The 18,652-nt window shown below is 54.5% G+C and carries 17 protein-coding genes and 1 CRISPR repeat array (1 of these 18 only partly in view); of the genes, 7 read left to right on the forward strand and 10 right to left on the reverse strand.

Annotated elements, in window-relative coordinates:
- Nucleotides 1-358: direct repeats of the CRISPR family, unit length 29 nt; unit sequence CGGTTTATCCCCGCTGGCGCGGGGAACAC (it extends 1,076 nt beyond the left edge of the window).
- Between the two features lie 84 nt (nucleotides 359-442).
- From cas2e to casA, 7 genes are read right to left on the reverse strand one after another with little or no spacing between them, the layout of a single operon-like run.
- Nucleotides 443-736, reverse strand: a complete 294-nt coding sequence (gene cas2e, locus MYB54_RS19655) for a type I-E CRISPR-associated endoribonuclease Cas2e (RefSeq protein ID WP_005973730.1) — start codon at nucleotides 734-736, stop codon at nucleotides 443-445.
- The gene (gene cas1e, locus MYB54_RS19660; protein ID WP_012822191.1) at nucleotides 737-1,654 is read right to left on the reverse strand and encodes a type I-E CRISPR-associated endonuclease Cas1e; all 918 of its coding nucleotides are present in this window, start codon (nucleotides 1,652-1,654) and stop codon (nucleotides 737-739) included. It lies immediately after the preceding gene.
- 27 nt (nucleotides 1,655-1,681) lie between these two features.
- Complete coding sequence (gene cas6e / locus MYB54_RS19665) at nucleotides 1,682-2,329, reverse strand: type I-E CRISPR-associated protein Cas6/Cse3/CasE (RefSeq protein WP_248721989.1); 648 nt, start codon at nucleotides 2,327-2,329, stop codon at nucleotides 1,682-1,684.
- Entirely contained in the window at nucleotides 2,329-3,063 is a 735-nt protein-coding gene (gene cas5e, locus MYB54_RS19670; protein WP_248721259.1) for a type I-E CRISPR-associated protein Cas5/CasD, read from the reverse strand. Before cas5e ends, cas6e begins: the two co-directional genes overlap by 1 nt.
- Nucleotides 3,064-3,072: 9 nt before the next feature.
- Nucleotides 3,073-4,140 (reverse strand): type I-E CRISPR-associated protein Cas7/Cse4/CasC, encoded by a 1,068-nt coding sequence (gene cas7e, locus MYB54_RS19675; protein ID WP_014913928.1) that lies wholly within the window; start codon nucleotides 4,138-4,140, stop codon nucleotides 3,073-3,075.
- A gap of 3 nt (nucleotides 4,141-4,143) precedes the next feature.
- Nucleotides 4,144-4,791, reverse strand: coding sequence for a type I-E CRISPR-associated protein Cse2/CasB (gene casB / locus MYB54_RS19680; RefSeq protein ID WP_014913927.1), 648 nt, complete (start codon nucleotides 4,789-4,791; stop codon nucleotides 4,144-4,146).
- Entirely contained in the window at nucleotides 4,775-6,343 is a 1,569-nt protein-coding gene (gene casA / locus MYB54_RS19685) for a type I-E CRISPR-associated protein Cse1/CasA (RefSeq protein WP_248721260.1), read from the reverse strand. The genes casB and casA overlap by 17 nt, the downstream gene beginning before the upstream one ends.
- Nucleotides 6,344-6,990: 647 nt before the next feature.
- Between casA and MYB54_RS22125 the strand changes: the two genes are divergently transcribed.
- Nucleotides 6,991-7,317, forward strand: a complete 327-nt coding sequence (locus tag MYB54_RS22125) for a type II toxin-antitoxin system HigB family toxin (protein ID WP_371928300.1) — start codon at nucleotides 6,991-6,993, stop codon at nucleotides 7,315-7,317.
- 3 nt (nucleotides 7,318-7,320) lie between these two features.
- Complete coding sequence (locus tag MYB54_RS19690; protein ID WP_248721261.1) at nucleotides 7,321-7,794, forward strand: helix-turn-helix domain-containing protein; 474 nt, start codon at nucleotides 7,321-7,323, stop codon at nucleotides 7,792-7,794.
- Here the strand turns inward: MYB54_RS19690 and cas3 are convergent.
- The gene (gene cas3, locus MYB54_RS19695; RefSeq protein WP_248721262.1) at nucleotides 7,784-10,501 is read right to left on the reverse strand and encodes a CRISPR-associated helicase Cas3'; all 2,718 of its coding nucleotides are present in this window, start codon (nucleotides 10,499-10,501) and stop codon (nucleotides 7,784-7,786) included. The two genes, MYB54_RS19690 and cas3, sit on opposite strands and share 11 nt — an antisense overlap.
- A gap of 36 nt (nucleotides 10,502-10,537) precedes the next feature.
- Nucleotides 10,538-11,089, reverse strand: coding sequence for a bactofilin family protein (locus MYB54_RS19700; RefSeq protein ID WP_039282723.1), 552 nt, complete (start codon nucleotides 11,087-11,089; stop codon nucleotides 10,538-10,540).
- Between the two features lie 458 nt (nucleotides 11,090-11,547).
- On the opposite strand from MYB54_RS19700, the gene cscK reads away from it, so the two are divergent.
- The 5 genes from cscK to MYB54_RS19725 all read left to right on the forward strand — a co-directional run bounded on the left by cscK (nucleotide 11,548) and on the right by MYB54_RS19725 (nucleotide 18,115).
- The gene (cscK, locus tag MYB54_RS19705; protein WP_119871067.1) at nucleotides 11,548-12,471 is read left to right on the forward strand and encodes a fructokinase; all 924 of its coding nucleotides are present in this window, start codon (nucleotides 11,548-11,550) and stop codon (nucleotides 12,469-12,471) included.
- Nucleotides 12,472-12,669: 198 nt separating this feature from the next.
- Nucleotides 12,670-14,205: a carbohydrate porin gene (locus MYB54_RS19710; RefSeq protein WP_039462746.1), complete on the forward strand. Its 1,536-nt coding sequence runs from the start codon at nucleotides 12,670-12,672 to the stop codon at nucleotides 14,203-14,205.
- 80 nt (nucleotides 14,206-14,285) lie between these two features.
- Nucleotides 14,286-15,656, forward strand: a complete 1,371-nt coding sequence (locus MYB54_RS19715; RefSeq protein ID WP_014913919.1) for a sucrose-specific PTS transporter subunit IIBC — start codon at nucleotides 14,286-14,288, stop codon at nucleotides 15,654-15,656.
- Nucleotides 15,656-17,065 carry a glycoside hydrolase family 32 protein gene (locus tag MYB54_RS19720; protein WP_248721264.1) on the forward strand — a complete coding sequence of 470 codons (1,410 nt, stop codon included), beginning with the start codon at nucleotides 15,656-15,658 and terminating at the stop codon, nucleotides 17,063-17,065. Before MYB54_RS19715 ends, MYB54_RS19720 begins: the two co-directional genes overlap by 1 nt.
- A gap of 30 nt (nucleotides 17,066-17,095) precedes the next feature.
- Nucleotides 17,096-18,115 carry a LacI family DNA-binding transcriptional regulator gene (locus tag MYB54_RS19725; protein ID WP_014913917.1) on the forward strand — a complete coding sequence of 340 codons (1,020 nt, stop codon included), beginning with the start codon at nucleotides 17,096-17,098 and terminating at the stop codon, nucleotides 18,113-18,115.
- 108 nt (nucleotides 18,116-18,223) lie between these two features.
- On the opposite strand, the gene exbD is transcribed toward MYB54_RS19725, so the two are convergent.
- Nucleotides 18,224-18,649 carry a TonB system transport protein ExbD gene (gene exbD / locus MYB54_RS19730; RefSeq protein WP_010280259.1) on the reverse strand — a complete coding sequence of 142 codons (426 nt, stop codon included), beginning with the start codon at nucleotides 18,647-18,649 and terminating at the stop codon, nucleotides 18,224-18,226.
- Nucleotides 18,650-18,652: the final 3 nt, after the last annotated feature.

Here is an 18,652-nt window from a genome sequence, read left to right on the forward strand (position 1 = left end):
CAACGAAATTGTGGTAAGCCCGACGGTTTATCCCCGCTGGCGCGGGGAACACATGTGCAAGCATTCACAAATCCAGTCATTGTGCGGTTTATCCCCGCTGGCGCGGGGAACACGCCAGGAATATCATCAGTAAGGATGATGCGGTCCGGTTTATCCCCGCTGGCGCGGGGAACACTTTTCAGGATTAACCCAAGGAACTAACGGCAACGGTTTATCCCCGCTGGCGCGGGGAACACACAAACTCACCAACATCCTGAGAGGTAGATGGCGGTTTATCCCCGCTGGCGCGGGGAACACCCCAGCTCCGCAGGATAAATCCCGGCAATCCACGGTTTATCCCCGCTGGCGCGGGGAACACTCTAAAAGTAGAGAGTTGTTTTATAACACTTTTTTCGGCATAAAAAATTCTACCGATTTTTCCATGTTGTTAAAGATCGCTAACTTATTGATTTTCAATAGGTGAGAAAGAGACTAACCGCAGGCCATCCAGATCTACCGGCATTCGGCGGTTTTCGCCCCAGGTTTGGAACTCAAAACCGGATTCCGTATTCGTCGCCCACGCCATCACAACGTTGCCCTGTTCTGCCAGTTCGATAATCTGCTGCCAGACCATCTCTCTCACCCGCTGTGACGTATCACCGACATACACTCCCGCGCGGACTTCCAATAGCCACACCGCCAGCCTGCCGCGCAACCGCGGCGGGACATTTTCCGTCACAACCACCAGCATGCTCATTTAACCCTGCCCCCGGTGGCCGCTGTCACCAAACGGTTTCGGCTCTGGAATTGCAGGCGGCTGTGCATCGTCCGGCGGTAGCGGCGGCGTAATGCCACCCGCAGACAAGACTTCCTCAATCAAGGGAATTAGTTTGCTCAGCGTTTTCTGGCTGCGGAAAATATCACGACAGGCAAGCCGCACTTCACGATCCGGCTCGGCAGGGTTGCGGGCTGCAATTTCAAAAGCTTTCGCCACCACCCCCTCGAATTTGATGATGTCGGCAATGTCGTAGACAAAAGAAAGCGGTTTGCCGCTGTGGACAAACCCGATTGCTGGTGCATAGCCCGCCGCCAGCACGGCAGCTTCCGTAATACCATACAGGCAGGACGTTGCCGCGCTAATGCACTGGTTGACCTTGTCGCCTCGTTCCCAGTCTTTCGGATCGTAACGTCGGCCATTCCATTTCACGCCATACTGCTGCGCCAACAGCGTATACGTTTGGCGCACGCGGGCACCTTCAATTCCCCTGAGCTGATCGACCGAACGGCGGCTTGGCGCAGGTTCACCAAAGCGTAGCTCAAACATTTTGCGCACCACTTTCAGGCGCAATTCCTCATCCAACGCCAGCTTGGCCTGATAGAGTAATTTGTCCGACCGCGCACCGCCGGGCTGACCAGACGCATACAGCCGTACACCGGCTTCGCCGACCCACACCAGTAGCGTCCCGACCGTCGCAGCCAGCCGCACGGCCGCATGAGAAACCCGCGTACCCGGCTCCAGCATGATGCAGGCAACCGACCCCACGGGAATATGCGTGCGCACGCCGGTTTTATCCACCAGCACAAACGCACCATCGATAACATCAATCTGCCCGTATTGCAGAAAGATGAGTGAAACCCGATCCTTGAGCGGGATCGGATTGAGCGGAACATACATCGTCAACTCTCCCTGTAACAGAGCAGGCTACGCCCGTTTCAATAGCAGCAAGCCGCATCCCAGTGCTTTGCTTTTTCCTAACCCCTGCCGGACAGCTGTCGCAAAGCGTTCAGCATCTGTAATGTGGAGCACCCCGTCATAATCCACGCTACTGAACATAATCGCCGCCGACTGGCCTGGCTTGTTCAGGCGATGACGTTGATACCCATCGACCTGACACGACGACACCGTAAAGCCCGCGTTTTCCCCCTGACGCACCAGCCAGTCATGAGCACGCTGCTGTTGATGCTGCCACAGTTCTACACCAGATAGCCCGGCAGCTTTCGCCTGATGACGCGCATCCATCAACACATCGCTACGCTTGCCGTCCCGCGTGACCACCGGGTTAGCACGTAGCGAAAACGCCAGCGTCATGCCGTTATGCCACTGCGGTTGATACGGTTTAGTTTCCACCTGAAACAGGTTATGGCCTGCCTGCGGTGCCTGTTCAGAGAGCAGGTAAAACAGACTTTTGGTCTCATGTTCCTCTTCACGGAACAGGAACGATCTCTGAAGATGCTCGGGGAAGAGCTGCCAGAGCCACTGGTGGCTGGCATAGCCCCCCGCGTGCAGCCGCTTTTCCGCCATCACACGCGGCAACGCATTGGTTTTCAGCGTTATTCTGGAAAAATACATCATTCCTCTCCCTTTTCACTACCGGCATATTGCACGCGGGAAGTGAATTGCCAGCGCCGTCGATCGGCGGGCTGATCGTTCCGTGAGACGCGGTATTGCGCCGTTAGCCCCGTGTCGTTTTCCTGTTCCCAGTAGCACACGCCTTCGGCACGACCGATCGTCTCTAATGCGAGGTCGTTCAGTGCTAGTGTCTGCTTTGCTAACTGCCACACCTCAGCCAGCGTGCCAGCAAACAGGTGTGGTGCCAGCGGCAGCGCAGGCGGACAGCTTTTACGCCCGAAATAGAGCGTAAACACCGGCGATAGCAACGCATCCCGCAGTGCACTTAACGCGTAAGGTGCATCCGGTGTGGCACTAATGGCGATGTGGTAATAGGCATCACAGCGGTATTCGCGTGAGGTCAGCATGGTTTCGAGCGATTGCCCCGCCTCCGGCCGCAATTCATCACGTCTTGTGTAGCGCGGCACTTTGCGGTTTTCTTTCGGCATCTGCACCGTGTGGTAGTCATTCAGCCAGGTTTCACGATCGGAAAGCGGCCGCACCGCCACGTGGTAATGCTGGTTGAAAACCGTCAGCGCGGCCCGATCGTCACGCCGGATCCCCAACGCCGCTGCCAGCAACCCCAGCAACGCCGAACGACTGGGCACTGTAGAGGTATGGCGCACTTCACCCACCGCCACTTCTCCCCACGACACCAGCGGGGCGTAGACCTGGAAGACCAGATAGTTATCCATATCACGCTCCTACTGGCTGATAAAATCCAGTAACCCTTGCAGCGATCCGCCCTCATTTGTCGCTTCCACGTTCAGCTCATAGGAAGGAACACGGCCCCCAGAGGCGTACACTCGGTCAAATTTGGCCTTTTGCTGGCACAGCAGATCGATGGCATCATTGACCTGATCGTCACTGCGAATAGGTTTGAAAAATGCGACCGACAAGGTACGCGGCTGATCGCTTCCCTTTTCTGCCAGCGCATAGGTTGCCAGCGCCCGGCTGGCAAAGCTGTTCTGCTTGCCGCCCGGCGATACGGTCAGCACCGTTTCCGTCAGCGCACGCAGGGTACGCGCCACCAGCTCTTCATCGTTATTCAGATTTTCCAGCAGCAGATCGCGGTTAATACAGACATAGTGATAGAACAGCGCCGAGGCAAAGCTCTGTTCGCCCATATGCGCCGATCCGCTGTCGGCTGACGTATTCAGATCATCCACCGCTGTGAAGAAGTCGTCTTCGATGGTGACGGCACTCACACCCAGCGCATGTGCTACCTGACAGGCTGCTTCAACATTGAATTCTGGCTCGGCGGCCAACATCCGACCAAACAGCGCGATATCGACGCTGGCGGCGTCCTTACGCAGTAACTTTAGTTCTTCGCTATTCGGCTTCCGTGATTCTGCGATCAGACGAGCAACCAGTTGGTCGATCAGCGCTCTTTCCCCCACGCTGAAGTGAGCAAGCTGTTCGATATCGTATTTTTCCAGCGGGTCTTTACTGCCTTTTTCTTCTTTTTTCGGTTTACCGAATTGCTCAGCAATGCTCTTCGCCGCCTCATCGGCCAGCTTTTCACTCATACCGCCGGCAATCAGCGCAGTGTAGATATCACGCCCAATACGACGACTGCGGGTGCCGATATGGCCATCCATTGCGGACTCAAAAACCTCAGAGGTACGCCATGCACGTTTCAGGCTTTGCGAGGACACCCGCAAACGCTCGACGCCGCCAACGATGGCGGTTTTCGGACGACCCGCGTCATCACGGTTCAGGTTAGAAGACGGATAAGCGGTTAAAAAATGAAGCTGGATAAAAGTGGTCATCAGTTATTCCTTGTCTGAGGCTGTCGTTGACGTTTCTGTCGTTAACATTGCTGTCGTGTCTGGCTCATCGGCGGTGATGTTTTGTGACGCCTGCGCATACTCGCACGCCCAGCGCACGGCGTTGCGTCGCAAAGGGTGAAGCGCCGGCGCGCGGTTTTCCTGCCGCGCCTGCCACTCGTCCACCCACAGGAAAATACCGTCCGCCAGTGAAGGGAGGTTTACACCTGCCTCACCGCGTATTTGCACCGCACGGAAAAGCTGGCGATACAGTTCTTCCGGCGTTTGCGCCCGCTGGAGCCGTTCAAAGCGCAAAGCGGAAAGAAAAGGACGGTCGCCGCCCTGTTTTTCACCTAGCTGGGCAGCGAAGCTGGTCTTCAACATGTTTTTCGCCGCGTGTGCCGCGACAGAAACAAAAATCGCCAGTGCCACGATGTGGTGTTCCTTTTCCAGCCGCGCCGCCAGCTTCCCGGCCAAATCGTGATATCCCTGACAGGTCAGCACGCCATAAGGCGGAGTGGCACGGCGCAGCTCTGCCCGTCGCGCACGGCCATTGCCCGCAGCGCTGTGGCGATTTTGTAGCGCCTCGAACCAGTCACTAATCTTTTTTGCGTCATCCTTGTTGATGACCAAAAAATCAGCCGTGTTTGCCATCCACTGCCTCCTGCATTTGTTTAATGGTTTCTGACGCTTTTTGCTTATAGAAAAACGCACTCAGCTTTTTCCGCGTTCCCGCCGCCTTAACCAGATCGCGGTGTTCGTCTGGGTTGCTAAACACGCGGGCATCGTAGTTCTCCAACAGATAGCGATAGAGCGCCTTTTGCCACGTTTTCAGCGCCGTAGCGGGGGAGTTCCCCTGAGCCAGCGACTGATACAGCCGCATAAAATCAGGCTGCGTTTCCTGCCAGAACGCGACATCAATGGCACTGAAATCCCCTTTTGCGTCCTTAGGGCGCGAAAACCAGGCTTCTTTAATCATCTGACGCAGCAGCGTGGCACTGTCCCGCGCCAGTTCCACCGCCAGTTGCAAATGGTCTTTATATTCACGTAGCGCAAGAGGATCATCACGAAAACGGGCAGAGGCAAACAACTGCGGAACATGGTGCTCATACCAGCAACGCGCCTTCATGTTGTCCATATCGTAGCCAAAACACCACAGCCCAGAGTCTCTACGCAGTTCATCTCGCTGGGCATTGTGGTGCACGACCGCAGCGGGATACGTGTGATTGATTTTATCCTCCACCGCCACCAGCAATCCTAGCCAGTCACGATACGCCAGCCCGCCCGGTTGCCCTTTCACCGACAGAAAAGGGGCATCGCCTTTCAGCGCATGACGATAGGGAGTGAGCGGGTGCCGCCAGCTGTCGTACTGAATGCCGTAGTTCTTGGTGCGATACTGCGTGAGCAGCGTGGTCGATTCCGTGCCGCACAGATCGCATTCACCCGTCTGTAGCGTGGTGAAATCCAGTTCAATACGGCGCGGCATGCCCCAATAGGCTTGCAGCCGATGCGCATTTTCCGGCGTCACGGGCGGGTGAGTGCCATCGCTGGTGGGCGTATTCGCTAACCACGGGAACACCGTGGCATCGGGTTTGCCCTTGGGCATCACCTCTTGCGTCACCACGTTCATCCAGAGCTTTTTCCACAGCGGCAGACCGGATTTTTCCGGCATAAGCAGCGTAGTGATTGGCCCACCGCCGCGCATCCCGGTGCGGTGCCCTTGCCCGCCGGATGGCGCATTGGTTTGCAGCGTGAACAGCGCCATTGCCGCACAGTGTGGGCACATAGTGCTGACCGTGCCGCGCTTGATGAAGTGATCTTTATTCAGCTTGAGCGTGTTGCCGCCGGGGGCATCGATCAACAGGCCGGAAATTGGCGTCGGATCGCTGTCGAGCGTGGCAAAATCCTGCATAAACGCGGGCTTCTGTACGCCAAACTGCATCGCCGGTACCAGCGTGGCTAACGCTTGAGAAAAGTCGGAGCCAAGTCCTTCTTCCCAGACCTCGGTCCAGCCATCGCCATCGACGGGGGCATAGGCGGTTTGCAGCAGGCCGATAAGAAGCTGATAGCCCGCCCCCTGCAAATCGGCACGCAGCCAGGCAAGATCGATAATATTGTCGTCGGAGAGCTGCTGCGGGGAAATGTTACCCATCCGACCATCCGCAAAGACGGCGGGCAACCAAGGTTCTTCAATCAATGAAAACATCGTACCTCCTGTGTACGCCGCGTCCCTGCGGCAAGCCGATTACGGCTGGTTCTACAGTCTCTTTTTTAACGCATTCAGCCCGCGACGCCAGAGAGATGGCTCACGTTTATGGCTGAGGATACTACTGTACTCGCACTCGTTTGCTGTATGTCGATGTAGTGAATGTTTCGTGCGCAGCTATTTCACTATTCTTAAGCCACTTCATCGCACGAAACCAGCATATTCCTTGCAAATAGCTAACCGATACCCCCCCAATTACGGCACTGCTCGCAAAAACCCCAATTCGTTCGATAAGAGTGGAAACTCCTGTTTGCCTGCTTCCGACATCTGGCGATATAGTTGCTTCGCTGCCGAAATATCGGCTTCCGGGGTGAGAATCCGAATGACTTCAAAGTGATAACGGGCACGCTATGCGTGGCGTCAGCCAATCGTTAAGCGATTGTCAGATTCACTCAGCAAGCGCTATTTAATTGGCAAAAAACACAGGGAATAGCAGAAAAAGATATTCCGCAAAAAGGGATATTTTGTATGTTAACAGCGCGCCCTCAGGGGTACCGAATGCGCCGTATTTTTGCAATTATCGCAATTTGCGATATTATTAGGGAGCAAGAATGAGAGTCATCTCAGCCAAGGCCATCACCGATGCGATGAAAAAGCATGCGAAATGGAGAGTTGGTTTGAAGTTATGGCTGGATGTTTTTGACAAGCCATCACTGCGGTTTGAGTCCTACGAACAGTTATGTCATGTATGGCGAAATACATCTTGCTGGAATGTCGATCGCATACCTTTCACATTGCTAGAAAACGAAAGCCGCAAAGGACCACTTGATATATATGTATTTGATATACATGGTAACAATTGCAGAATCATAGCATGGTTAAACCCTAGTACGGGTTCTTTGTATGTGAAAGACGTGTGCTCTCACGCCGAGTACGATAAGTGGTGGAAAGCTCAAACGAAGGCAAAAAGGTGAATTATGCGAAATACATCTCTGGGTTCTAACCGTTCTGTAGGAATCAGCGGGCTCATCGAAAATTTACCTCTTCTGCTTCAGGAAGCCTCTGAGCAGCTTAACAGCCTGTCTGTTTTACTCTCTGCCTGTATGGAACCTATTGAAGACGATAAAGATCTTCAGGAAAGAATGGAGTGTATCAATCAACTTTACCTCCATTCTTCTGATGTCAATGATATTCCAGCCACTTTTGCAGAGCTAATCGCGGACAGAGTCTATGAATATGAAAAGAAAAATCGGGATGTGCCCCACGTCAGTCAGGCTGAAGCCTTAGCTTTTTTTATTGAAGAAAGAAGGCTGAAACAGTCAGATTTAAAGCAAATTGCAACACAAAGCGTCATCTCTGACATTATTAACGGTAAGCGAACCATGACATTACAGCAAGTTAAGGACTTTTCTCGCTACTTTAATGTGCCTGTTGAAACATTTATTGACTGAGCATCAATCCCACCCGCTCACTGTAAAACGCGTGGGTTTCACCCCGATTCAGCAGCAGCACTTCGGCCTGTGGGCGGTGTAATTGCTGCCGAAATTGCTCCAGTGCTTCACCTTCCAATATGGGCAATCCGGTTTTACGCTTCTTCCACTGGTCTACCCGCACCTGCACGCGGCTTTGCTCCCAGCCGAAGGTTTCCGATGTGGCGTAAGGCTGCGGGAGTTCGCCGTCGTTTTCCGGTTTCCACACCAGATACAGATCCAGCGTTTCCTCTCCTATGCGGGTGGAGATATCTACCGCATCGCTCCAGCCAGAGTCGCTGGATTGAGCACAGTAACCGTGTACCGACGCCAGCGCAGACTGTAGTGCGAAAGAACGCTGGCCGTAGTTTTTCCCCAGAACCGTGCAGGCTATCGCTTCCAAGGCCGGAGGCACCGCGATCTGTTCTTCATACACGCTGTTGATCAGCTGTCGCGCCGCTTCCGGCATTTTTATCGCACCGTGTTCGCGTAATATCGCCTGCGTACGCCACAGCGCAGCATGATCGGGGTAAACGTAGCCGCTATTTCGCAGTTCATCGCCTAGCCAGTCGGCTTCCGCTTCTGGTTGCCAGACGGGAGCCATAATGTGCAGCACCGCAGCCGGGCGCTCATCCGTTAGCGGCGCCGTATCCGACTCTGTTTTACGACGCCCGTCGAGAAACCGGATATGCCGCTGTAGCCGCCCTGCACGCTGAATCAGCAAATCGATGGGCGCAAGGTCGCTAATCATATTGTCGACATCAATATCCAGCGATTGCTCAACCACCTGCGTGGCAATCAGTACTTTGCCACCACGTTGCTCCGGCGTACTGTCTTTGCCAAACCACGTCAGCGCCTGTTCCTCAATCGCCATGCGATCGCAAAAGGCAAAACGACTGTGGAACAGCAACATATTTTCCTCTGCAATACCCGCCTCAATGAGTTGGCGATACACGGCGATGGCGTCATCCACCGTATTCCTGATCCAACAGATCGATTGCCCCGCCGCCACGGCAACCTTCACACGTTCGATGCCCTGCAACCGTTCAGTCAACCAACCAATCTTGACCTCGCGTCGCACTTCCGCCCGCGTATCCAACAGCGTTTCCCGCAGGCCCCCCCGCGTTAACTGTGTCATCCACGGATAAGCCGCGTCGGGGTCAGGCTGTACAGCCTCACACGCTATCCCCTGCGCGAACGCCCACGTCAGCTTTTCCCGCAGATTAAGCGGCAGCGTCGCGGTGAGGATAATCACGCTACCGCCCTGCTGCGCATGGAAGCCAATCAACAGCTCGATTAGCTTGCTCATGTAGGCGTCATACGCATGTATTTCATCAAGAATCAGCAGCTTGTTCTGTAGCCCCAACACCCGCAGCGACTGGTGACGAAACGGCATCACCGCCATCAGCGCCTGATCGAGCGTCCCCACGCCGATATCCGCCAGCAGCGCTTTCTTGCGCGAGTCCGCAAACCAGATGTTGCAGTCTTTGCTAGCGGCGTTTTCCTTCTTGTCGTACTGCGTCTGTCCCTGACTGTCGCCCTCCCACAGCGATTGCATAAAGGCTGACGACATATGCCGCGCTCCGTGCGCCAGCATCAGCGAAGGGCTGTGCTCTGATGAATATAATGCGCGATAGGCCTTGGCAAGCCGCAGGTACATAGCATTCGCCGTTGCCATCGTCGGCAAGCCGACATAAATACCGCTCGCTTTTTGCTGCGCAATCAGCCGATGCGCCAGTACCATCGCAGCTTCTGTTTTCCCCGCGCCAGTCACGTCTTCCAGAATGAAAAGCTGCGGCCCGTCAGCAGAAATATCAGCCTCCAGCGCCTGCTGTTGCAGCGGCGTTGGGCGCTGGATAAACGGAAAGAGCTGTTGGATAGAATGGAAAGGAGCGGTAGACGGCGTTCGTGGCAAACGCGAGATGACCCTTTCTGCCGTCGGCAGCGCGTGTTCACGCCAATAGGTTTCGAGTGGCATCGGCGTGCTGCAATAGCAGAAATCTTGCTGGCGCGAGCCCAACCAATCTGCCAGCACCGTCAAGCCAGCCAGCGCCCAGCTTTGCTGCTTCAGCCGGTTTCGCCAGCCTTTGTCAGCGAAGCAGGCAGGGAGCGTAGACGCGTCGGGAAAGCACGTTTCCAGATCATGCAGGTAATATTCTACCGCCAGATAGTCATCACGATGAAAAGCCAGACTGCCTTTGCATTCCGCCGCCGGTTTGCCGTGGTGCCCGGTAACAATGTTCAGCCAGATCTCCAGCGTATTTTTCGCCACCGAAGTGGGCTTTTTCGTCCCTAAAGGAAATAAATTGGGAATGTCATCACGCATCGTCCATAGCCAGAAGCCCAGATCGTCATGCCTGTCTCTCCCGGACTGCCCCGAATGCTGGACTAACGGGGAATCAGGGTTGGCATATTTGCCCTGAAAACCTCGGGCAAATTTTCCGATATCGTGCCAGGCCAGAAAATACGCAAACCATGCGGCGACATCATCATCACCAGATGCCAGTTCACGCAGCACATGGTTAGCCTGAAAATAGTTTCCCTTTAATAAGAAATAGCCACAGGCTGCCACATCCAAACCGTGATAAGGCAGCAGGTGATAATCATCCCCTTCCAGCGCATCTGCCGATTTTTTTGCTTTTCCCCAATACTGGAAGTAGCGCCGGCCGATGATGTCTTCCTTGTCCATAGACTTTACCTGTCAGAGTGACCTTTCCCGACAATATCACGCCGTGGGCGCATTGCTCGCTAACGCGACGACGTTCTCTTGCTCTGCGGGGGCTTTGGCGGGTTTCTCTTTTTTCTTTTCCACGTAGGTCAGTTTTTCCTGGCTTTGCGCTGGCGGGGTCAGCGGGTGGGATTGGCCGGTGAAGACACCGCCTTTTTCGATGGAGAGTTCATCGGTGAAAATGTCGCCGAATACTTTTCCCTGCGCCAGAATGGCTACAACGCTGGCAGCTATGCGTCCTTCAACGCGACCGTTGATGACGATCTGTTGCGATTTCATTTCGCCGTTTACCTGACCGGTGTGCTCCACTTTAATCGTGTTATCACACTGCACATCACCTTCTACCCGGCCTTCCACGGTAATGTTGCCATCCACGGCCAGAGAGCCCGTCATGCGCGCGCCCTGAGAAATGAAGGTGTCTTTTTTCACACGCACAGGGTTCACTGAATTAATCAACTCGTTCGATGGACTGATAGCGGGAGAGCTGTTTATTTCACTGCGCTCTTGCGGTTCTTTTGCGTCTTTTTTGTTTTTATCGAATGAAAACATCGTGTTATTCCTTTTAACAGTGTAGAAAAATGCGATCGTGGCACTTGCGGCGAGTACGGCTGCCACTCCCTGACCGTAATATCGAAGGGGAAATTCGCTATAAATATCAATAAGCCAGACGATAACCAATAAAGCCCATATCGCCCATATTCCCCAAAGCAGGTTGTAATTACGCACCGGGGCAAACCCGGAAAGAGGTGGGGTAATGCATATCCTTCTCCATTCGTCCTTTTTGCGGCTTAATTCAGCCACGCCCCATAGATATCGGATAACAGGCCCGTTTATTTAGTCCGATGACCGTGGCAACGTGATGACTATCGCATAAATTTTCGCCAACGCGATGTGGAAATGTGCGTTTTATTGATGTGGATGTGTCTCTGCGGTGAAGAGTATTGCTTAGCTAAACCGATTCTTCTATTTTAGCAAACAGTCTAATTATCATTGATAAGAGTAACGTTATGGCAAACAGAATTTGGGTCATGGGCGACGCGGTTGTCGATCTCATCCCGGAAGATACGGAACGCTATCTGAAATGCCCTGGCGGCGCGCCCGCCAATGTGGCGGTCGGCATTGCCAGACTCGGGGGAAACAGTGCCTTTGTTGGTCGTGTCGGTGACGATGTTTTTGGCCATTTTCTAAAAACAGTGCTGGAACAGGAAAGCGTTGATACTCGCTATATGGCGCACGACAGGCTCCACCGAACCTCAACCGTGGTCGTGAGCCTCGATGAAACAGGGGAACGCACCTTCACGTTCATGGTGCGCCCGAGTGCCGATTTGTTTTTACAGCCGGAAGACCTGCCGGTGTTCAGCCAGAGAGAGTGGCTGCACCTCTGTTCCATCGCACTCTCACAGGAACCTTCGCGCAGTACCGCATTTGCGGCGATGCGGCAGGTGAAAGCTGCGCAGGGACGGGTCAGTTTTGACCCAAATATCCGTGACGACCTCTGGCAAAGCGAGCAGGAACTGCGCGACTGTCTGACACAGGCGCTGATGCTGGCCGACGTGGTGAAGCTATCGCGTGAAGAACTGGCCTTTCTCTGTTCAACACCGGATGTTGAAGCGGGGATTCAGCAATTTATACAGCGCTACCCTACCCAACTCTTGCTGGTAACGCTGGGCGGCGAAGGTGTCTGGCTGCACGATCGTCACCGGCTACAACACTTTACCGCGCCGTCGGTAACGCCCGTCGATACTACCGGTGCAGGGGATGCCTTCGTCGCCGGTTTGCTGCACGGTCTGGCGCAGTATGACGACCTGTCACAGCCGCTCAGCTGGGACCCAATTATCGAGCAGGCGCAGCGGTGCGGCGCACTGGCTACCACGGCGAAAGGTGCAATGACCGCACTCCCCTACGCTCAGCAGTTGCACGCACGCCCCTAGCCAAGCCCTAATCCCCTCGTTTGATACGGTTACCGCCCGGTTTTGTAGTCAGGATCACAGTTACAGAATCGGGTGAATGAAATTTCTTGCTAACCCTTCTTTTGGCTTTTATTTTCCTCATGAAAAACCGGTTTAGCAATTTAGCTAAACACGAAAAATCCAAAAACAATAAATCTCCTTCACGACGAGAACGAAAAAATGAAGCCAAGCCACCTTGCTGTGACGATAGGATTATTACTTTCCTCCCCGTTTTATGTTTCCGCTGCCAACACCGACAGTATTGAAGCCCGCCTGAACGCTATGGAACAGCGTCTGCAACAGGCTGAAGCCCGCGCTCAGGCCGCCGAAGCCAGAGCCAATGCCGCTGAAAAGCAAACCCAGCAGTTAGCGACCCGCACGACCCAAACCGAACAAAAAACCCAGCAGGTGGAACAGCGTACAACGGCGCTGGCCAAGCAGAAGTCGTTCGCTGATGGATTTGAATTCCACGGCTACGCGCGTTCCGGCCTGTCGATCAATGATTCTGCCACCAGTTCCAAAACCGATATCGGGCCGGGCATGTCCCCTGCGGGTCAAACTGGCGGACATATTGGCCGTTTAGGCAATGAAGACGACACCTACGTCGAGATCAAACTGGAGCACAAACAGAAGCTGGATAACGGCGCAACCACCCGCTTCAAGGTGATGATGGCGGACGGCCAGCGCAGCTATAACGACTGGACGGCGGCCACCAGCGACCTGAACATCCGTGAAGCCTTCGTCGAGCTGGGTTCACTGCCAACCTTCACCGGTGCCTTTAAGGACACCACGCTGTGGGCGGGTAAACGCTTCGATCGCGATAATTTCGATATTCATTGGCTGGACAGCGACGTGGTCTTCCTCGCGGGCACCGGCGGCGGGATCTATGACGTGAAATGGGCGGATAGCGCCAAGAGTAACTTCTCGCTGTATGGCCGCAGCCTCGGCGAGATTACCTCGCTGGATAACGACATTAAAAACTACGTCTTTACCGCGAACAACTACGTCGGGCCATTCCAGTTCATGCTGAGTGGATTAACCGCGAAGAACAACGACGTAAAAGAAAACACGGGTACCAGCCGCGATAACACCGTCGTTACTAACACCAATGCGGGCGACAAAGGCTATCACGCGATGGTGGCTTACCACGGCGACAGCTTCTACGGCTTGCGCGACGGGACATCGAAAACCGCGATCCTCTACGGTCACGGTCTGGGTGGCGAAGTGAAAAATATCGGTGCCGATGGCAACCTGACTAACGATGCTAACACCTGGCGCTTTGCGACCTACGGTACCACCGCGCTGAACAAGACCTGGAGCTTCGCGCCATCCATTCTGGCGCAAACCAGCAAAGACCGTTACGTCAGCGGTGATAGCTACGAATGGGTGACGTTTAATGCGCGCCTGATTCAGGAAATCACCGAAAACTTTGCACTGGCCTATGAAGGCAGCTATCAATACATGGACCTCGATCCACGCGGTTATCGCAGCCTGAATCAGGTTAGCGGCGGCTTCTACAAGCTGACCTTCGCACCAACGTTCAAGGTTGGCGATATCGGCAACTTCTTTAGCCGCCCTGAACTGCGCGTGTTTGCCAGCTACATGGACTGGGATAAACGACTGGATAACTACTCCAGTGAAGATACGTTTGGCTCCACCGGCTTTAAAGCAGGCGGCGAATGGAACTTCGGTATCCAGATGGAAACCTGGTTCTAATCATTGCCTGAATCTGGCGTCGATGATGCGCTAATCGACGCCAAAGAAACCGCATATCCTATAGAAAGAAGAGGAATAACATGGATATCAACGCTACTGCCGCCGCGCTCATCCCCCTTCTCGGCGGGAAAGAGAACATCGCCAGTGCTGCTCACTGTGCGACTCGCCTGCGTCTGGTGCTGAATGATGACAGTCTGGCTGACAAGAAAGCGATCGAGAACGTCGATGGCGTGAAAGGCTGCTTCCAGAACGCCGGACAAATGCAGATCATTTTCGGCACAGGGCTAGTTAACAAGGTGTATGCCGAGTTCATTAAAGCGGCAGGCATCAGTGAATCGAGCAAATCCGAAGCCGCCTCGATTGCCGCGAAAAAACTGAACCCGCTGCAACGTCTGGCGCGCCTGCTGTCGAACATCTTCGTCCCTATCATGCCGGCGATTATCGCATCCGGTCTGTTGATGGGGCTGCTCGGCATGATCAAGACCTACGGTTGGGTCGATTCCAGCAGCGCGATCTTTGTCATGCTGGATATGTTCAGCTCCGCGGCATTTATTATCCTGCCGGTTCTGATCGGCTTTACCGCCGCACGGGAATTCGGCGGCAACCCTTATCTGGGTGCGACGCTGGGCGGTATCCTAACCCATCCAGCGTTGACCAACGCCTGGGGCGTCGCCGGTGGTTTCCAGACCATGCATTTCTTCGGCATGGACATCGCCATGATCGGCTATCAGGGCACCGTGTTTCCGGTCCTGCTGGCCGTCTGGTTCATGAGCATCGTGGAAAAACGCCTGCGTAAGATCGTACCGGATGCGCTGGACATCATCGTCACGCCGTTCCTGACCGTCATCATTTCCGGCTTTGTCGCCATGCTGCTCATTGGTCCGGCTGGACGTGCGCTGGGCGATGGCATTTCTTTGGTTCTCAGCACATTGATTACGCACGCTGGCTGGCTAGCCGGTTTGCTGTTCGGCGGCCTCTACTCCGTCATCGTGATCACTGGCGTCCATCACAGCTTCCATGCCATTGAAGCTGGACTGCTTGGCAACCCGAATATCGGCGTCAACTTCCTGCTGCCAATTTGGGCGATGGCGAACGTGGCGCAGGGCGGCGCGTGTCTGGCGGTGTACTTCAAAACGCGCGATGCCAAAACCCGGGCGATTGCCGTTCCCGCCGGGCTTTCTTGTCTGCTAGGCATCACGGAAGCAGCGATATTTGGTATCAACCTGCGTTTCATTAAACCGTTCCTGGCGGCGCTGGCAGGCGGTGCACTCGGTGGCGCATGGGTGGTTTTCAATCACGTCAATATGACGGCCGTCGGGCTGACCGGTTTTCCGGGACTGGCGATTGTGCAAGGGGGCTCAATGCTTAACTACCTGATTGGGATGTTAATTGCGTTCGGTGCCGCCTTTATCATTTCCTTACTGCTGAAATATAAAACGGATAGCGAATAATGAAGGAAGTCCACTTACTAAAGCGCATGGCGCACGCCCTGATGTCAGGCCATTCACGGAAACAGGAAGATCCGTATCGCCCGGAATGGCATCTGTCTCCAAACGTTGGTCTGCTCAACGATCCGAACGGATTTATTCATCACAACGGGCGTTACCATCTGTTTTATCAGTGGAATCCTTTAGCCTGTGCCCACGGAGCGAAATTCTGGGGGCACTGGAGTTCCGCCGATCTGGTGAACTGGACGCATGAGCCCGTCGCGCTGGTGCCGAGCGAAAGCTATGAAAGCCACGGCTGCTACTCCGGTTCTGCCGTGGTGGATCATGGCGCGATCACGCTGATTTACACCGGTAACGTCAAATACGATGACGGTTCACGTACCGCGTTTCAGTGCCTCGCCCGTGAGAACCCTAACGGTGAATATGACAAACTGGGAGCGGTTCTGACGCTCCCCGACGGCTACACCGGCCACGTTCGCGATCCCAAAGTGTGGCGTCATGACGACCACTGGTACATGGTGCTCGGTGCACAGGATCTCGATCTACAAGGTAAAGTATTGCTCTACCGTTCTGCCGATCTGCTGGCGTGGGAAAAGATCGGCGAGATCGCCGGTTCCCGTTTGGGCGGGCTCGGTGATTTTGGCTATATGTGGGAATGCCCGGACCTGTTCCCGTTGGATGGCAAAGACGTACTGATTTGCTGCCCGCAGGGCGTTCCCCCCGAAGAGGAACGCTACCTAAATACCTTTCAGGCTGGCTATTTCATCGGCTCACTCAATTACGAAAACGGCGCTTACCTGCATCAGGATTTCCACGAACTGGATCTCGGCTTCGAGTTTTACGCTCCACAAACCACGCTGAGTGAAGACGGGCGACGCCTGCTGTTCGGCTGGATGTCGATTCCTGACGACAATGAATTTTTTGAACCGACGATCGAACATGGCTGGATCCATACCATGACCTGCCCGCGTGAACTCACGCTGCATGACGATCGCGTTTATCAACGCCCTGCGCGCGAGTTGCAGTTGCTGCGCAGACAGCATTACAGCTGGCAGGGTGCCGCAGACTACGCGTCTCCGCTGGACGCTAGCAGCGCGGAAATCCTTATCACCGTGCGGGGAGAATTCCAGTTCAGCCTCGCTTCCCAATTGGTTCTCTGTTGGGACGGTGAACGCGTCACGCTGAGCCGACGTAACCGTCGTACCGGCGAGCCCGAGCATCGTTACTGGCGCGGCGCTCTGAACCAATTGCAGATCCTGTGCGATCGCTCCAGCGTTGAAATTTTTATCAACGACGGTGAAGCCGTGATGTCTGCACGCTATTTCCCGGAAAGCGAGGCGATCATGACGTTCAGCGGTTCTGGGCGATTAACGCTACAGCACTGGCTGTTAGCGTCATGCGTGATAGAATAACTTCCCTTTTTTCTGATAGCAGACCTCGCGGTGAAACCGACTAAACGCATAACAATCAGTGACATCGCCGCGCTGGCTGGTGTATCAAAATCTACCGCCAGCCTGGTACTTAACGGGCGTAGCAAAGAGTTTCGCGTTTCTGATGAAACCCGCGATCGCATTTTGGCCGTCGCACACGAGCAACGTTATCAACCCAGCATTCACGCACGTTCGCTGCGTTCCTCACGCAGCAACACGCTGGGGCTGGTGGTGCCGGAAATGACCAACTACGGCTTTGCCGTGATTTCACGCGAGCTGGAAATGCTGTGCCGTGAAGCAGGACTACAGTTGCTGATTGCCTGCACCGACGAAAACGCCAGTCAGGAGATGATGGCGGTCAACAGTCTGGTGCAGCGTCAGGTCGATGGCCTGATTGTCGCTTCCAGCCTGTTAAGCGATGTCGAATATCAGAAAATTAATCAGCAGTTGCCCGTCATACAGTTTGACCGGGTGATTGGTGATTCCACGCTGCCGATGGTGATTTCCGAAGCGGTAGAATCCACGGCAGAAATGGTCGAGCGTATCGCCCGTCAGCATCGTGATGAATTCTATTTCCTTGGCGGCCAGCCGCGAATCTCCCCGACTCGCCACCGTCTGGAAGGCTTCCAGCTTGGACTCACACGCGCAGGTATCGATTGCAAGCCGGAGTGGATTATTCACGGCAGCTATCACCCCAGCGCGGGTTATGAAATGTTTGCTCAGCTGTGTGCAACGCTGGGTCGTCCGCCAAAAGCGCTGTTTGTTGCCGCCTGTGGCCTGATGGAAGGCGTGCTGCGCTATATGAACCAGCATAACCTGATGGAAAGCGGCATTCGACTGTGCTGCTTTGACGATCACTATCTGTTTGACTGCTTACCGTTGAAGATCGATACCGTGGCGCAGGATTGTGAAAATCTGGCGCGCAGCAGTTTTGAGATGGTGACCAGCCTGATTGCACAACAGCCGCTTGAAGAAGATCGACGCTATATCCCGACGCGGATTCACTGGCGTCATCCTGACTCGCGGGCGTAGGCTAACGCCCAACCACTCTGCCCTATCACCCAGATGTAAACCTGCAGACGTAAAAAAGGAACGCGGTTTGAACATCCGCATTCCTTCTTACAACGCAACCCTCAGCCGTTATTTAGCGGCAGCGGTTTCCGCACCGACCAGGCCGACCTTGAGGTAGCCCGCTTTACGCAGTGAATCCATCACGCTCATGATGGTTTCATAATCGACGCTTTTATCCGCCTGAAAGAAGATGGTCGTTTCTTTGTTGGCACTGGTTTTCGCATCCAGCACCTGCGCCAGCGACTGCTCGCTAACCACCTCTTCACCCAGGAACATTTGCTTGTCCGCTTTTACCGTCAGATAAAGCGGTTTTTCCGGCCGCGGCTGTGGTGCTGCTGATGAAGCTGGCAGATCGACACGAATGTCTACCGTTGCCAGCGGGGCAGCCACCATGAAGATAATCAGCAGAACCAGCATGACGTCAATGAACGGCGTGACGTTAATGTCATGCATTTCACCGTCATCACTCACGTCCTCCTTCAAATGCATCGCCATGAC

It is taken from the genome of Pectobacterium nicotianae, from assembly GCF_023272715.1.
GTDB classification, from domain to species: Bacteria; Pseudomonadota; Gammaproteobacteria; order Enterobacterales; family Enterobacteriaceae; genus Pectobacterium; species Pectobacterium brasiliense.